Origin of the sequence: Nostoc sp. (assembly GCF_035638895.1) — a bacterium.
Classification (GTDB): Bacteria; Cyanobacteriota; Cyanobacteriia; order Cyanobacteriales; family Nostocaceae; genus Nostoc.
In genome coordinates this window covers 15,142-29,817 of sequence record NZ_DASQZC010000263.1, presented here as the reverse complement: position 1 = coordinate 29,817, position 14,676 = coordinate 15,142, and the positions used below count along the sequence as shown (strand labels likewise).

The 14,676-nt window shown below is 42.7% G+C and carries 17 protein-coding genes, 1 tRNA gene and 1 pseudogene; 7 read left to right on the top strand and 12 right to left on the bottom strand.

The genetic code is table 11. The features are described 5' to 3' along the window. Together VE944_RS12815 and VE944_RS12810 are read left to right on the top strand one after the other, a co-directional pair. Positions 1 to 307 (top strand): annotated as a pseudogene (locus VE944_RS12815) (hypothetical protein); the annotation flags it as partial. Between the two features lie 116 nt (positions 308 to 423). Beyond that, a complete protein-coding gene (locus tag VE944_RS12810) occupies positions 424 to 894 on the top strand; it encodes a GNAT family N-acetyltransferase (protein ID WP_324977541.1) in 471 nt (156 codons plus the stop codon). Here the strand turns inward: VE944_RS12810 and VE944_RS12805 are convergent. The 6 genes from VE944_RS12805 to VE944_RS12780 all read right to left on the bottom strand — a co-directional run bounded on the left by VE944_RS12805 (position 857) and on the right by VE944_RS12780 (position 5,923). After that, on the bottom strand, positions 857 to 1,777 hold the full coding sequence (locus VE944_RS12805; RefSeq protein WP_324977539.1) for a sensor histidine kinase: 921 nt from the start codon (positions 1,775 to 1,777) through the stop codon (positions 857 to 859). The genes VE944_RS12810 and VE944_RS12805 overlap by 38 nt on opposite strands. Positions 1,778 to 1,875: 98 nt before the next feature. Beyond that, positions 1,876 to 2,475 carry an L-threonylcarbamoyladenylate synthase gene (locus VE944_RS12800; RefSeq protein ID WP_324977537.1) on the bottom strand — a complete coding sequence of 200 codons (600 nt, stop codon included), beginning with the start codon at positions 2,473 to 2,475 and terminating at the stop codon, positions 1,876 to 1,878. Between the two features lie 83 nt (positions 2,476 to 2,558). Then, positions 2,559 to 3,446 carry a peptide chain release factor N(5)-glutamine methyltransferase gene (gene prmC, locus VE944_RS12795; protein ID WP_324977535.1) on the bottom strand — a complete coding sequence of 296 codons (888 nt, stop codon included), beginning with the start codon at positions 3,444 to 3,446 and terminating at the stop codon, positions 2,559 to 2,561. 25 nt (positions 3,447 to 3,471) lie between these two features. Next, entirely contained in the window at positions 3,472 to 4,290 is an 819-nt protein-coding gene (locus tag VE944_RS12790) for a Tic22 family protein (protein WP_324977533.1), read from the bottom strand. A 711-nt stretch (positions 4,291 to 5,001) separates the two neighbouring features. Continuing rightward, a tRNA-Pro gene (locus tag VE944_RS12785) sits at positions 5,002 to 5,075 on the bottom strand. A gap of 296 nt (positions 5,076 to 5,371) precedes the next feature. Beyond that, positions 5,372 to 5,923, bottom strand: a complete 552-nt coding sequence (locus tag VE944_RS12780; protein WP_100899858.1) for a GNAT family N-acetyltransferase — start codon at positions 5,921 to 5,923, stop codon at positions 5,372 to 5,374. A gap of 420 nt (positions 5,924 to 6,343) precedes the next feature. Here VE944_RS12780 and VE944_RS12775 point away from each other — a divergent pair, with 420 nt between their 5' ends. After that, positions 6,344 to 7,063 carry a hypothetical protein gene (locus VE944_RS12775; protein WP_324977529.1) on the top strand — a complete coding sequence of 240 codons (720 nt, stop codon included), beginning with the start codon at positions 6,344 to 6,346 and terminating at the stop codon, positions 7,061 to 7,063. 120 nt (positions 7,064 to 7,183) lie between these two features. Beyond that, entirely contained in the window at positions 7,184 to 8,101 is a 918-nt protein-coding gene (locus VE944_RS12770; RefSeq protein WP_324977527.1) for an alpha/beta fold hydrolase, read from the top strand. A 91-nt stretch (positions 8,102 to 8,192) separates the two neighbouring features. On the opposite strand, the gene tsaD is transcribed toward VE944_RS12770, so the two are convergent. Next, a complete protein-coding gene (tsaD, locus tag VE944_RS12765) occupies positions 8,193 to 9,242 on the bottom strand; it encodes a tRNA (adenosine(37)-N6)-threonylcarbamoyltransferase complex transferase subunit TsaD (RefSeq protein WP_324977525.1) in 1,050 nt (349 codons plus the stop codon). A 356-nt stretch (positions 9,243 to 9,598) separates the two neighbouring features. Here tsaD and VE944_RS12760 point away from each other — a divergent pair, with 356 nt between their 5' ends. From VE944_RS12760 to VE944_RS12750, 3 genes are all read left to right on the top strand, one after another. Further along, complete coding sequence (locus VE944_RS12760; RefSeq protein ID WP_324977523.1) at positions 9,599 to 10,096, top strand: Photosystem I reaction center subunit III; 498 nt, start codon at positions 9,599 to 9,601, stop codon at positions 10,094 to 10,096. A gap of 39 nt (positions 10,097 to 10,135) precedes the next feature. Continuing rightward, a complete protein-coding gene (locus tag VE944_RS12755) occupies positions 10,136 to 10,270 on the top strand; it encodes a Photosystem I reaction center subunit IX (protein WP_109011157.1) in 135 nt (44 codons plus the stop codon). Between the two features lie 242 nt (positions 10,271 to 10,512). After that, the gene (locus VE944_RS12750; protein ID WP_324977520.1) at positions 10,513 to 11,034 is read left to right on the top strand and encodes a photosystem I reaction center protein subunit XI; all 522 of its coding nucleotides are present in this window, start codon (positions 10,513 to 10,515) and stop codon (positions 11,032 to 11,034) included. 79 nt (positions 11,035 to 11,113) lie between these two features. On the opposite strand, the gene gmk is transcribed toward VE944_RS12750, so the two are convergent. From gmk to pyrF, 5 genes are all read right to left on the bottom strand, one after another. After that, entirely contained in the window at positions 11,114 to 11,713 is a 600-nt protein-coding gene (gmk, locus tag VE944_RS12745; RefSeq protein WP_324977545.1) for a guanylate kinase, read from the bottom strand. 322 nt (positions 11,714 to 12,035) lie between these two features. Next, entirely contained in the window at positions 12,036 to 12,302 is a 267-nt protein-coding gene (gene remA / locus VE944_RS12740) for an extracellular matrix/biofilm regulator RemA (RefSeq protein WP_109011161.1), read from the bottom strand. A gap of 218 nt (positions 12,303 to 12,520) precedes the next feature. Further along, a complete protein-coding gene (locus VE944_RS12735) occupies positions 12,521 to 12,970 on the bottom strand; it encodes a DUF29 domain-containing protein (RefSeq protein WP_324977517.1) in 450 nt (149 codons plus the stop codon). A 218-nt stretch (positions 12,971 to 13,188) separates the two neighbouring features. Then, positions 13,189 to 13,941 carry a hypothetical protein gene (locus VE944_RS12730; protein WP_324977516.1) on the bottom strand — a complete coding sequence of 251 codons (753 nt, stop codon included), beginning with the start codon at positions 13,939 to 13,941 and terminating at the stop codon, positions 13,189 to 13,191. Next, a complete protein-coding gene (gene pyrF / locus VE944_RS12725) occupies positions 13,938 to 14,669 on the bottom strand; it encodes an orotidine-5'-phosphate decarboxylase (RefSeq protein WP_324977514.1) in 732 nt (243 codons plus the stop codon). Before pyrF ends, VE944_RS12730 begins: the two co-directional genes overlap by 4 nt. Positions 14,670 to 14,676 lie beyond the last annotated feature (7 nt).

Genomic DNA, 14,676 nt, shown 5'->3' with positions numbered 1-14,676 from the left:
GTGGCTGTTTGTGGGCTTTTTGTGGCTCACCATTGCACCTGTTAGCTTGTGGGGTCTACGTGCAGAAATTTCTCTGTGGGAACAATATTTTACCTGGGTAGCGGTGCGATATGGACTCTTCTACCATCCACTGTCTACCTTTGGTTTAGCCTTTTGTATTGGAATGACTACTGCTGTTTTAGTTTGGCAAAGTCGAAATATCTTACTCGGACTATCAGAACAGGAAAAACAACGTTTAGAAAAACAAGTTTATCGGATACGTCAGCAGGGACCAACTCATCCTTTATGGAAGTGGGTTTGTCATTAAATATTGGGATAGATGATTAAACTTTCTTTCTCGTTGCATATACATATACACGTACAGCATTTTCTAGCAAAATATGGCTTAAATATACAAAGATAATGCCAAAAGTGGATGCCATAATGAACGAGTCTCAGATTCAATTTAGCGATTGCAAGTCTGAAATTGACCTTTACCAACTTCAAGAACTGTTAAACGTTTCAGCTTTTTGGGCAAAAGGTCGCAGTATTGAAGATTTAGGTATAGCTATTGCTAATAGTGAGCCAGTGATTTTTGTTTGCGATCGCGATCGACTCATTGGCTTTGCTAGAGCAACATCTGATGGCATCTATCGCGCCACAATTTGGGATGTTGTGATTCATCCAGAGTATCAAAGTAGTGGGCTGGGAAGCAAGTTAGTAGAAACCGTTTTGAGTCATCCCCGCATGAGGTCAGTTGAGCGCGTTTACCTGATGACTACTCACCAGCAGGGTTTCTACAAAAAGATTGGTTTTCAACCCAATACCACCACTACGATGGTGTTACACAACCAACCTAACCTTGCTTTCGTTCCTGCTACGGAAGTTCAGTTTGAGGAATCACTAGGGGGATAGAGATTTGTAATCTGCTAATCTCCTGATGTGGTTCCTTCGCAATGTTGGAGGGCAGGATTTCTAACTTTCCTCCCATAACTTCCACCAGAGTTTGATTGATTAATAACCTCATTCCTGGGGAAAGAGTAGCGTTTTCTTGGTCAATACCGGGTGGTTGCTCTTTAGATTGAATTAAATCAATCGGTTCGCTCCAGGGTATGGCATGGGTTGGTACATCCAACCAAATGTTTACAAAATTACTTGTAGGCGCTGTGCTGCTGGAAATACAGATGCTGCCTTCCTCCATTTGAGTAATAGCAGTGTCTATTAAACTTATCAATATTTGGCGGAGCCAGAGGTAATCTGCCAAAACATAAATTTCTGGGTCGGCGGGTAAAAATTGCAAGGGAAGATTGCGATTGGCAGCCAGCATATAAGTTAATCTATGCACATCTTCCAAAACTTGGGCTAATGGTCTAGGCTGAATATCTAATTTATTAGTACCGTGTTCAGTTCTAGCAACGCTGAGAATTTCATCCATCAACTTGAGTAGCTTCAGCGTTCGCTCGTAAGCTTGGGCAATAAATTCTCGCTCTTCAGCCGGATCTTCACACAGATCCGACAAAATTAACTGATGCAAGCCTATCAAACCACTCAGTGGCGATCGCAATTCATGGGTAGTCCGCGCCAAAAAACCAGCTTTAAACTGGCTCATTTCCTTTGCCATAAGGTATGCCAGATGTGTTTGCTGTAGCTGTTGCGATATTGGTGGCATATCCTGTTGATCTAATGGCGCTACTGGGGATGAGCTAGATGAAACATTAGGCGCTCGCACAAATAACTGACGGAAAATCACACCTAGTGCTATTCCTGCTCCTAGATATATCCAGTTGCTCCAATTCATAATTTGGCAATTATTAACTTGTTAATTGACCACAACAGCGCAAACTAAAGTTCCAGATTTCTCTGTTGTTAAAACCAGGAAGACAACATTATAGCCACCTATATTTGGTTATTACTGGAAATATCTAGCTTTATCGCACCTTGCCGCAAAATCTGCCAATTTATTCCTGTCCATTTAGCAACAGTGGAAGGTACACCCTCGCCTGATATTTCACCCTGGTATTCTAGAGTCAAAACCTTGGGAAACTGAACCTCAATTTCTGTCATTGTTTGCAAAGGCGGCTGACCAGAAAAATTAGCGCTAGTAGTAGCAAGCGGGCCTGTTTGCGCCAAAATATTTTTAGCGATCGCACTGTTTGGGACTCGAATACCAATTGTCGTTGGATCAATAGGGTTCATAACTTTTGGCACGCAATCGCTTGCTGGTAAAACTAATGTCAGCCCTCCTGGCCAATATTTATCTGCTAGTTCTTGCCAAACTTTATACTCGTTCACATTACCTTTAACATACGGCCACAAATCTTCAGCACTAGCAGCCATCAAAATCAAAGGTTTGTCTTGACTGCGTTGCTTCGCCGCAAAAATTAATGCTGCTTTTTCTGGTATCGCTGCAAGCGCAGGAACAGTATCTGTAGGAAAACTCACCAAAAGCCCAGCGCGTGCGCCAGCTATAAGATTTGTTAAAGAAACTTGTGTCATGTTTACAAAGTTAGGAGTAGAGACGTGATTAATCGCGTCTGTACAGGAGTTAGGAGTGAGGAATTGTCATAACTCATATACTCCTAACTTTTATAAGCTACAGCAAAGCGTTCAATTCCAGCTAAATCAGCGTGAATTTGAATTTTACAATAGCTACCTTGATTTTGTAAAAGTTCTCGCACTGCATCCGCCTGTCCTGCCATCATCTCAATCAGCCACACGCCGCCAGGTTGCAAATAACTAGGGGAGATTTCTATCAAATGGCGAATGCAATCTAAGCCATCAGTGCCACCATCCAAAGCTAAATGTGGTTCATGGTTAACTACTTCTGGTTGCAGAGTAGCTAAGGTACTGGTGGGTATGTAAGGGGGGTTCGACACCATACCACTAAACTGACCTTTGAGAAATCTCAGTGGCTCCCACCAGGAACCTTGATAAAATTTAATCCGGTCAGCAAAACCTAAATTACGGGCGTTGGTTTGGGCGATCGCCAGAGCTTCTAAACTGTAATCAATAGCATAAATTGTTGCTTTTGGCAAGGCATCTGCTAATCCCAAAGCGATCGCTCCACTCCCAGTGCCTAAATCAGCCCAGTGTCCTGATGTATTACTGGCAGATGCTAAAGATAAATCAATTAATAATTCTGTCTCTGGTCTGGGAATCAAAACCGCACTTGACACTGCAATTTGAAAGTTACGCCAAGGTGTAACTCCGGCAATATACTGCACTGGTAAGCGGTCATTTAATCGCCTTTGCCATAAATGGTCTAACTCTTCTAGAGGCAATTGCAGCTGAATTTGGGGCCAGTTTTTATAAGAATCCAAACGCAGTGCCAAGCGGTCTAACCCAGCAACTTCGAGCAGCAGCCAATCTACCTCGGCAGGCGGGACATCAGTAGCGATCGCTGCTTGGAGAGCAGTATTGCGCCACTGCCATAGTTGTAAACCAGATATCAGATGTTTCTCCCCCATGCCTCAACCTTGGAGTACATAACCGTTATTTTTTCGGAGCAGGCGCAGCAGCAGGCTTGGCAGGTGCAGATTGATTCGGTGCCAGCGAGCGAATAAAACTGATCGACTCCCGCGATGGATAGAGAACAATTTTATTTATACTAGGGTCGGTACTGCTATTGAGAGCCTCCATAACACCGTACAAATCTACCACCTGAATTTCAGTGTTGGCTGCTTCCTTTGGCACGGCTTTTTTGAATTCTTCTAACAGAGCCGTTGCTTGCTCTTTCTCAAAAAAGAAAGGGATATACCGCTCTTTACCGTTGGGGACGGGAATCGTCAAATAGCTATTATCTTTCTTAAATTTGGGTACAAATAAGGGAATACCATTAAACTGTTCCCCTTTTTTACCATTTTGATTCAGCATACTTGTTGCTGAAGCTACCTGTGCTTGCGTCGGTACTAAAGTATAAATTACAGAGTCTGATTTCTTTTTGCTTTCTTGGACTATTTTATAGTAGTCTGCCAAGGACAAAGGTCTTACCTGTAGTGTGCTTGCCAACTGGGGGTTTTCTTTCTTAAGCCGATTGTCAAGGAATTTTTGAGCATCTTGCTTGCTAATAAAAAATCCCACTTGCGAGATTGGCTTAGACGCGTTGTTCCTCGAAAGAACTACGAATTCGCCTTTAGGATTGGTGAGCGTGAATACAGGTACTTCTTGGAGCTTTTTCACTACCTGATCTTGTGGCAACGCGATCGCCTCTTGATTGCCTATTCCTGGTAGATTGCCTATTCCTGAAAGCCCTGTTAAAAATACAGTGCCAGCTATACCCAATGTTGCGCCCAAGCGAATAAATGATTTCATGATTGCTCCTCGTATTAATAATCCAATTAATTAAACAAATGGTTGGATGTTGCACAGCATCAACTAGCTTTAGTTATATAGCAATCTATTTCAATTGTGAAAAATTCATTGTGCGCGTTGAGGTTGAGCGTTAAGTGTGAGGCAGCCCGATCTTGTTGTTCCAACAAAGAGGAGCCAGCGCGGTCATGGGGGTCTCCCCCAGGAGCGACTGGCGTTGGACTGCCGTTCGTCACCCGGAGGATCAACGGTCAAAATCCAATATTCCGCAACTATTTAGGGTTGCCATAATAGCATTTTGAAAAATCGACTGTGCGAAAGTTGTGTTTTTCTCGATTTCGTTTTGTTCTTCACCACGAAATGCTGTAGATGCCTATTATATGTCTTCTCAAACAGTCAAAAGTCTCTCTGTCTCTTGACCTTGTAGATGATAAATGCCATTTTATCTGGCTTTCGCTAATATGGGGTGACGCTATTACTTAATCAATCGTTCCATCCCGCTTGCTTTAATATCTTCTAAAATCTATACAAAGCTTAGTGTCAGGAATATCTTACTGCTTAAAAGCGAAATTTGCCTGTTAGGCTTCAATACATAACTCAACACTATAACAGCCAATTTGTTCTTATCGGAAAAAATTTACAATTTAATTGCACATTTTAGCAAGACAGCTTTAAACAATCCACCTTAGCTGTTAAACATATTAATTTCAAAAATCGGGATGACAGGATTTGAACCTGCGGCATCCTGCTCCCAAAGCAGGCGCGCTACCAAGCTGCGCTACATCCCGTTTAGACTTTTCTGCTTTTTTTGGTTTGGTTTTATTCCCTCAAAGCGATCGCGCTTTACCAAAAGCATTAATGTTACTATATCACATCAGACCGCTTATGCCTAATCTTTTTTATCCTTTGCCAAAGACAAGATAGATTACATTTTTTAGTGATAAAGGTTTTTTGCCGACTTAGTTTTACAAGATATATACTTGCGCCTTAGTCGGCAGAAAAAAGCAAAACCATATCAAGACAATAGATTTTCGCTATTTTACCTGATTTTCTTGTGTAAATCGGGTTTGATTTTGATTAAGCGCTAGTGAGGATACCAGAACATGCCTTTGATGCCTTCGGGATCAGCCATAAACCCCATAGTTCGGTAGAAATCTACAACATGGGGATCAGCAAAGAGAGTGACATTACTAATTTCTTCACTCCTAAGTTTTTTGAGAACGTATTTCATCAGTGCCTTGCCCAGTCCTTGACTTTGAAAGTCTGGGTGAACCACGACATCCCAAATAGTTGCATTAAACGCGTGATCTGAGGTAGCACGGGCAAAACCAATGAGCCGCTTTTGGTTTCCTCTCACCTGCCACATTGAGGCAACGAGAAAACTATGCTCAATAGCTTTTTTCACTTTTCTTAGAGGACGACGCGACCAACCAACTGCATCACAGAGTTCTTCTAGCTCATAAAGGTCAATGTCTCGCTCCGTACTGAAGACGATGCGAGTCTCCTTTGAAGAAGCTTCGCTAAGGCTGCTGGAGTTGGAGTTGCCCGCAGCATCAGCTCTATATTCTTCAAAGGGGTTTGTCCTACTAGGCGCTACAGATTCAGGAGTACTAAACCAAGTTTTCCAAAAACCCATGCCAACGTGGTTCGGGTAGTATAACTGAATTGGTTTCCACTCTCAGGAGCGTTGATTCACGTCTAACATACCTACGCCATTTACTACCTTTTACACTCAAATTTTTTCGGTTGTTTTCGGGATTTGCAATGGTAAGAGCCAGTTAGGGCGTGTTTCACACCAATCATTTTCAACTTTAGCATTTTGTTGTAAAGGCTAGGAGAAATTCACCAAAAGGGTAAGGATATAAATAATTCAAAATTCAAAATGGGAAAACCTAATCCTGGCAATTGCTCGTATAGAGCTTAAATGCACGTTAGCTTAAGAGTGAATTGCATACAAGAAATTGAGTATTTGAGAAAATTTTTCCTCAGTCCCCAGTCCCTAACATTTATCCCCTAGTCCCCAAGTGATGAAAGCAAGCGAGTCTTACCCTTAACAATGGCTTCTGGTTTAAAATCTTCGACACTGGAACTCCTAAAACGCTTTAACCGAGCGTTTCCTCAGTTTTATGAGCAATTCGTCAGCAGTGAGATTCAACTGCAAAATTTGCGGCTAGCCTACCGTCTTTATAAAACTAAACGCGCTGTTATTGAACTGAAACCTGAAGGTAGCAAAAGTGCCCTGCATTTTGCTTACCGTAACCAGTCTTTTCTTCTCAGCGATATTTTTGGTGTACTAGCAGCTTATGGGTTGACTATTCACGGTCTGAGTCTATACGGTCAGATCCGTCCGCCAATGTTAGTTTTTATTAAACTGTTGGTGTCTCGTGGTAGTAAAGCCTTAACCGAGAAAACCGCAGAAAATGTCTGTCGTGCTATTCGTGAAGCTTTAGGAGGTCGGTTTGAGGTAGAAGAGATGCTGGCAGTAGAATTCAATCTTGATACTGGCTTAGAGCAGGTACAAACTGAGTTCTATGTTGATCCGGTCTTTCATCTCCCTGCCCTAATGATTGAAGCCGATAATCAACCAGGATTATTCTACAAAGTGATGTACGCCATCTGGCAGGAAGACCTGCTGGTAGTCAATGCAAATTTACTGGTTTGGCGCGGACGTACACGGCTAATTCTCTACTTGTTGGGGCCGAATGAAAGCCTTATTCCTGAATATCTGGGTCACAAAATTGCTGAAGGGGTGCGACAGAGGTTGCTGGATAAATGAAAAAGTTATGAGTTATGAGTTAAAAATTGACAACTCCTGACTCTTAACTCCAAACTCCTCACTCCTAACTCTTCACACTCCGTATTTAGTCGCACCCGCCCTTAAGGTTACGATATAAGTATGGCAACTATCGAAATCTTGGGCGTTCCACACGCATACGAGCTAACGGCTCCCACTTCCTGCCCCGATGCTTTAGTATTTATTCACGGTTGGCTCAATAGCCGTGGATATTGGCAACCTGTGATTTCCCGCCTATCAAATGATTTGCAGTGCCTTTCCTATGATTTGCGGGGTTTTGGTGAATCCCAGTCTCAGGTAAAAACCGATTTTAGTGGGGCAGAAATGTCTTTGAGCCTGACGCCCATCTCCAGTAGTGCGCTTGGCTCAACAATCGATTCTGTTTATACTCCTGTTGCCTATGCCCAGGATTTAGCAATTCTCCTGAAACAGCTGAATATTAAGAGTGCTTGGCTCATTGGTCACTCCTTAGGAGGCACGATCGCTCTTTGGGGAGCAGATCAAATACCTGAGTGTGTTAAGGGAGTGATCTGTATCAACGCTGGCGGTGGTATTTACCTCAAAGAAGCCTTTGAGCAGTTTCGCTCGGTGGGTCAGAAATTTTTGCAAGTCCGCCCACGCTGGCTGTCCCAATTACCTTTGATTGATTTACTGTTTACCAGAGCCAGTGTCGCTCGTCCTTTGGGGCGCCATTGGGCACGTCAACGGGTAATAGATTTTGTTGTGGCTGACCCAGAAGCGGCTCTGGGAAGTCTATTAGACTCTACAACCGAAGAAGAAATCAATCGTTTACCTGAACTAGTATCCCAATTGAAACAGCCAGTTTATTTTTTGGCTGGTGCCGAAGATAAGGTTATGGAACCCAAGTATGTGCGCCATTTAGCTAGCTTTCACAGACTGTTCCAATATTGTGGTGATAATGTTCTGGAAATTCCTGATTGCGGACACCTGGCTATGTTGGAACAGCCCGATGCAGTGGCTGATCACATCCGAGCAATAGTCAATAGTTATAGGGCATAGAGCATGGGGCATGGGGCATTAGAATAAACAGAAAGTTCTTCTCTCCTAACTAATGACAAATGACAAATGACCAATGACCAATGACAAATAACTACTCAATAGGTTGATACAACTTCATCACCTGGGTAAGGGCTAACCTAGACTCAACGCCTAGTGTGAGGGGGGATGTATGACCACGAGATAGATGTTCGGCGGCGGCACAGCCAATCATGGCAGCGTTATCGGTACAGAATTTTAGAGGTGGGAATAGGACGCGTAGGTTATGTTCAACGGCGGCGGCTTGGAGGTTTTTTCTCAAGCCGCTATTGGCTGCTACACCGCCACCAATTGCAATTGTGTCTAGACCATAGTCTAGGGCACAGGCGATCGCTCTTTTGGTTAGCGATCGCGCGACGGTTTCCTGAAAGCTAGCTGCTACATCTGCCACTGGTACTTGTCCACCATCTTTCTCTAACTGCTGCACTAAACGCAATACAGCCGTTTTTAATCCACTAAAACTCGCATCATAACGATGGAACCCCCCACCAGGTAAAGAAACTTTTCCTTCGGGTAGAGCAAAGGCTTGGGGATTTCCCTGTTGTGCCAACTTGTCAATTATTGGGCCACCCGGATAACCCAACTTTAACAATCGCGCCACTTTATCAAAGGCTTCCCCCGCAGCATCATCACGAGTTTGTCCCAGCGTTTCGTAGCTACCACAATCTTTGACAAAAATCAAGCTTGTATGTCCGCCAGAAACTAATAAACTCAAGAAAGGGGGATTTAAACTTGGTTCGCTCAAATAAGTTGCGTAAATGTGGCCTTCAAGGTGATGAACTCCCAAAAATGGTTTGTTGTGTACCATTGCCAGGGTTTTGGCAGCAGTTAACCCCACTAACAGCGCTCCTACGAGTCCAGGGGCAGAAGTGGCGGCAATTGCGTCAATTTTCTCCCAGTCTAGTTGGGCTTGCTCTAAGGCTTGAGCGATCGCAACATTTATCGTTTCCAAGTGTTCACGAGACGCTACTTCTGGTACTACCCCGCCATACTGCTGATGGACTAGAATTTGCGAGGCTACAATACTGCTGCAAACTTTACGATTGTTAACAATTGCGACTGCTGTTTCATCACAACTGGTTTCTATTGCTAAAACGGTTGTCATTGGGAGTGGGGAGTGGGGAGTAGAGAGTAGGGAGTTCCGAGTTATGAGTCCTGAGTTTTGAGTAGCACAAACAAAATCTTGCTTGTTTACTACCGTACAATAAAATTTATTATACTCAGCACTCCATAACTACCCTACTACAATCAATTATTATCCTTAGCACTCCCCATTCCCCACTCCCCATTCCCCACTCATCACTCATTTTGGTTGAGAAGCTTTAACTTTTATTTACTTAAACTTTACTCGGTTCCCACCCAAGAGTATGATGACTTTCTAGTTATGCAAATAAACAACTGTACAAGCCGCTTCGTTTTGTACATAAAACTTTTTGTTTTGTAGTAAAAGGAAACAACTCTATGCGACGATTGTTTGCTTTGATTTTAGCGATTTGTCTTTGGTTCAATTTTGCCTCCCCAGCGAAAGCTTTAGGGGCTAATTTGACACCGTGCAAGGATAATCCCGCTTTTCAACAGCTAGCTGCTAATGCCCGTAATACCACCTCTGACCCCCGATCAGGGATAAAGCGATTTGAGCGTTATTCTCAGGCGCTATGTGGCCCTGAAGGTTACCCCCACTTAATTGTTGATGGTAGTTTGGATCATGCTGGTGACTTCTTGATCCCTAGCATTCTGTTTCTATATATTGCTGGTTGGATTGGCTGGGTAGGTCGTGCCTACATACAAGCGAACAAGAAACAAGGTGGCGACGTGGAATTGAGAGAAGCAATCATTGAAGTTCCTTTGGCACTGCCAATTATGCTCTCAGGCTTTACTTGGCCCCTAGCAGCTATAAAAGAATTTCTGTCTGGCGAATTAACAGCTAAAGATACAGAAATTCCGATTTCGCCACGCTAACCCTTACCGCAACCTTTGATTTATTTGGGAGAATAATTCATGCAGCAGAAATACTTCGTTAAGTATCTATCCTTGGGCCCAGTTTTGCTTTTTGTCAATTTGTCTTTGACAGCCGTTTTGTTGATTTTATTTAACTACTGGTTTCCTGACCTACTTTTCCACCCACTACCATAAGTTGAAGACAGAATTTAAAAATTTGTTAGCCGTTAGTTGGTAATTAACTAGTAATTACTAACTAAAATTACTAACAAATTGATTCTTTGAAACTCGCGATACTGAAACCAGCTTGCGAGTTTCAAAGTTTTGACAGCAGCTAAATTAATTTTTCTAAACTTATTACGCAAAAAACATCTTTAGCGACAATTATTATTAATATAAAAATGCCACCATTTTAAATTTAGAGGCGAACATAAAATATGGCACAAGCAGTAGATGCATCCAAGAATCTCCCCAGCGATCCCAGAAATCGGGAAGTTGTTTTTCCGGCATTCCGCGATCCGCAACTGGGCAACCTAGAAACCCCGATTAATGCTTCTCCCTTGAGCAAGTGGTTCATTAATAACTTGCCAGCTTATCGTCCTGGGATAACTGCTTCGAGACGCGGGCTAGAAGTTGGTATGGCTCATGGTTACTGGATATTTGGCCCCTTTGCCAAATTGGGCCCACTACGGGATACAGATAATGCAAACTTAGCTGGATTATTGGCAACCTTTGGCTTGATTGTTCTTTTTACGGCGGGCTTATCCCTCTATGCGAATAGCAATCCACCCAAAGCGCTTGCCAGTGTTACTGTACCCAACCCTCCAGTAGATGCTTTTAACTCTAACGAAAGCTGGAACAACTACGCCAGTTCTTTCTTAATTGGTGGTATTGGTGGTGCAGTAGTTGCTTACTTTTTGACTAGCAATCTTGGGGTAATTCAAGGTTTATTTGGTTAATTTAGAAATGAGGAGTTAGGAGTTAGGAGTTTAAATTCCTAATTCCTGTACAGACGCGATTAATCGCGTCTCTCCAAACTTATTTAAACAAAACCGTTTCAATGTCATTTAAAGCAGTTTCAAAATCGTCATTAACGATTTGAATATCAAATTCATCTGCGGCTTGAATTTCTTCTTGGGCGCGGAGTAGACGACGGGCGATCGCTTCTTCAGAGTCTTGGGCGCGATCGCGTATCCGTTTCTCTAATTCATCAAAAGAAGGCGGTAAAATAAAAATGCTGAAAGCACTGGGGAAGGAAGTACGAATTTGTCTTGCTCCTTCTAACTCGATTTCTAGCACTACCAACTTGCCAAAATGAATTTGGTTAAGTACAGCTTCACGGGGAGTGCCATAATAGTTCCCAGCGAATTCTGCCCATTCCAAAAATTCACCTTCAGTAAGTAATTGTTCAAACTTACTGCGGCTGATAAAGTAATAATCTTTGCCATCGATTTCTCCCGGACGGGGAGAACGAGTCGTCACGGATACGGAATAATACAGTACTGGATGACGCTTTAGGAGCGATCGCATTAAAGTGCCTTTACCGACCCCGCTAGGGCCAGTTAAGACAATCAACCTGCCTAAATGTAAGCTTTCTTCGGTAGTAGCAATACTCTGGATGGGTAAAACTGGCATCATCCCTTCAACCTGTGAATCAATCAATAGATATTATTCATTAGTCTTGTGTTCCTGGCCAAGCCCACTAGTACCCCAAGGCGGAAGTCAGCCCCTTCTCTGCGTTCGCGCAGCGTGTGGCAGACAGACGCTACGCGAATGGGGAAGTCAAAAGTCAAAAGGCTTTAATTTTGGTCTTTCTAGCTGTAATAAAATGGTAGGTTTATTTCCGCCGGACTGTACTAGAGACTAAATAATTTGTAGCAAGGGTGACAGAAAACTTGTCTAATTCACATAGTACTGCTGATGTGGTGCAAATAAAAGTGAGATTGTTATCCACTCCTAATCAATTATCTACAGTTTGATGCTCGCGGGAAATCACAAAGCGATTCGCTACCGTTTCCGGCTGAATCGCCGACAGAATTACGTGGCTGGAATCAGTGATAATTACAGCCCTAGTCCGCCGACCGTAAGTTGCATCAACCAGTTGACCTCTGTCCCGTGCATCGGTAATAATCCGCTTAATCGGGGCAGACTCTGGACTGACAATGGCAACTACTCGATTGGCAGACACGATGTTACCAAAACCGATATTAATTAACTGAATCTCCATAAAAAACTGACGCCAAACGCGGTTTGAGAAGCTTAAAGTAAACTTATTTACATGTTATCGCCAAAAAACAGGAGTCACAACGATTAAATTCAAGCCAGCCTTCGTTTTTAAATAATGTCTGCTTTTTTTTCGCTATTTATCAGCTATTTCTCCTCAATATCCTCCCATAGATACAGGCACAATTACACTGATACAAGCTAGCTAGGTGATGTACCTTATCAATAAATAAATGGTGGTAAATAATCCACATCTAAAATTTGCTCAATGCTATAGGGGCAAGTTTGTGGAAAACAATTCAATGCACTTTTCTTTTTTGCTTGTCGTAGCGCATCAATATAGACTTCTTCAAGCACCGTGAGCAGATAGTTGTAGAGGTTTTTAGATTTGGTTAATTTCCTAAGTTCCACCCGAAAATTATCAATTTCCACTTCCCAATGATTTTTACATTCAGGAAGACTCCAATGTTGATACAAAAGCAGATGTTTGAGAAGTTGCAGTAGATAACTTTCGAGCTTGTGTTTCTGTTCATGACCCAATCTTTCAATCTCCTCAATCAAATGATCCCAATCAAGATGCTCTAAATCTCGCTCCTGCAATTGTTTCAACGTAGTTTCTAACCACAAGTGATAATCTTGTTCATAAATAATTTGAGTGAGTATTTTAGACATTATTTAATATTCTCCTAATTTACGAAGATTTAGAATTAGGTTTTATTGACCAAAGAGGCAGGGGAGCAAAAAGGGCTTTGCTGAGGGAAAGATTTTGATATTCCCCTGCCTTCATAGTTACAGACCAAATAAATTTATTGATGTTCAAAGTAAAAATATTTATTTCAAAATGCAAAGCATGTTTGCCTTTAGCGTCTCGTAGACAGAAATAATGTGTCCTAGTTTTCAGCAGTCTTAAAATGGGATTCTTTCCCCTGCCCCCTGCTCCCTGCCCCTTTTCCTCTTCTTTGACGTACACTTCCAGCTTGACAATCGCGTAACCAAGTTTTAACTCCTTGGGCAACAGTGCCGTTACTACTATCGCGTGGCGGAGATAGTGGCTGCTGTGCTGAATAAGAACCAATTTGAGAAAACATCATCACTAAACGCCAACCAATTTTAGTTTTAGTCAACAATAGCCAGTGGAATTCCTGCAATTCTACCGCTTTCTTTCCTATGTACTGTCGCTCTAAGGTAGTAAAGAAAACTTGCTCAACTCCTGATGCAGAACTTTTAGAAACGCCTGCACTATATTCTTCAAGGTTAAGGGGTAGAGGAGTAAACTCAGGTCTTCCTGCTATTAGCATATAACTGTAAACATCACTGCTTCTGCTGAGGCGGCGGGCGCGTTGACTAGCGCGATTAGTATAACTAGGCAAATCTTGCAGTAGCTGTATAGTTAATGTTTCTAAATTTTGCTCAGAACACAAAGACTTCACGCCACCGTTGACATTTTCCTTTTCTGCTAGCGCAGAAGGTTTAGGGGTGAGGTTTATCGAGAATGCTGGGTAAGCAAAACTATTTGATACTACAACCCAGAAGCCACAAGCTAAAAGCCAACTATAATTTTTCTTTTTGAGCGAAGAGGTAAGATTCTTCTCCCCTATACTCTGCACCCTATCCCCCGGCTTCTTACTAACTTTTAGCTTCATGCCACCGTGGTTAACTCCTCAGAAATCCTCTTCCAGGCTAACTCCGGCTCAGTAGCAGTAGTAATGGGACGCCCAATCACGAGATAATCTGCACCAGCTTTCATGGCTTGTGCTGGAGTAAGCGATCGCTTTTGATCGCCAATATCAGCCCAAGTTGGTCTAACCCCTGGACAAACTAGCAAAAAGTCATTTCCACAAGTTTGTCGTAGCTGTGCCACCTCAAGAGGTGAACAAACTACCCCATCCAAACCAGATTCTTGAGCCAGCAGGGCCATTTCTAGAGCATATTCTGGCAATTCTAGAGGTATTTTTAAATCAAATGCCAACTGCCTAGCAGAAATGCTCGTTAACAAAGTAATAGCAATTAACTTTGGTGGTTGTATGCCTGCTTTTGCAGCCCCTTCTTGTGCCGCCTCAGTTGCGGCTTTCAAGGCATCTCTACCAGCAGTAGCATGAATTGTTAGTAAATCCACCCCGTATCTAGCTGCACTCCGGCAAGCACCAGCAACGGTATTGGGGATATCATCAAACTTTAAATCCAAGAAAATGCGCTTTTGCCGAGACTTGAGTTCTTCTAGGATTTTCGGGCCAGTGCTGGTAAACAACTCTAAACCGACTTTCCAGAAATGAACTTGCGGAAGTTGATCTATAAGAGCGATCGCACTTTCTTCATCTGGCACATCCAATGCCACAATAACTCGTTCTTCTACCTGTTCCCTATTCCCCATTCCCTAC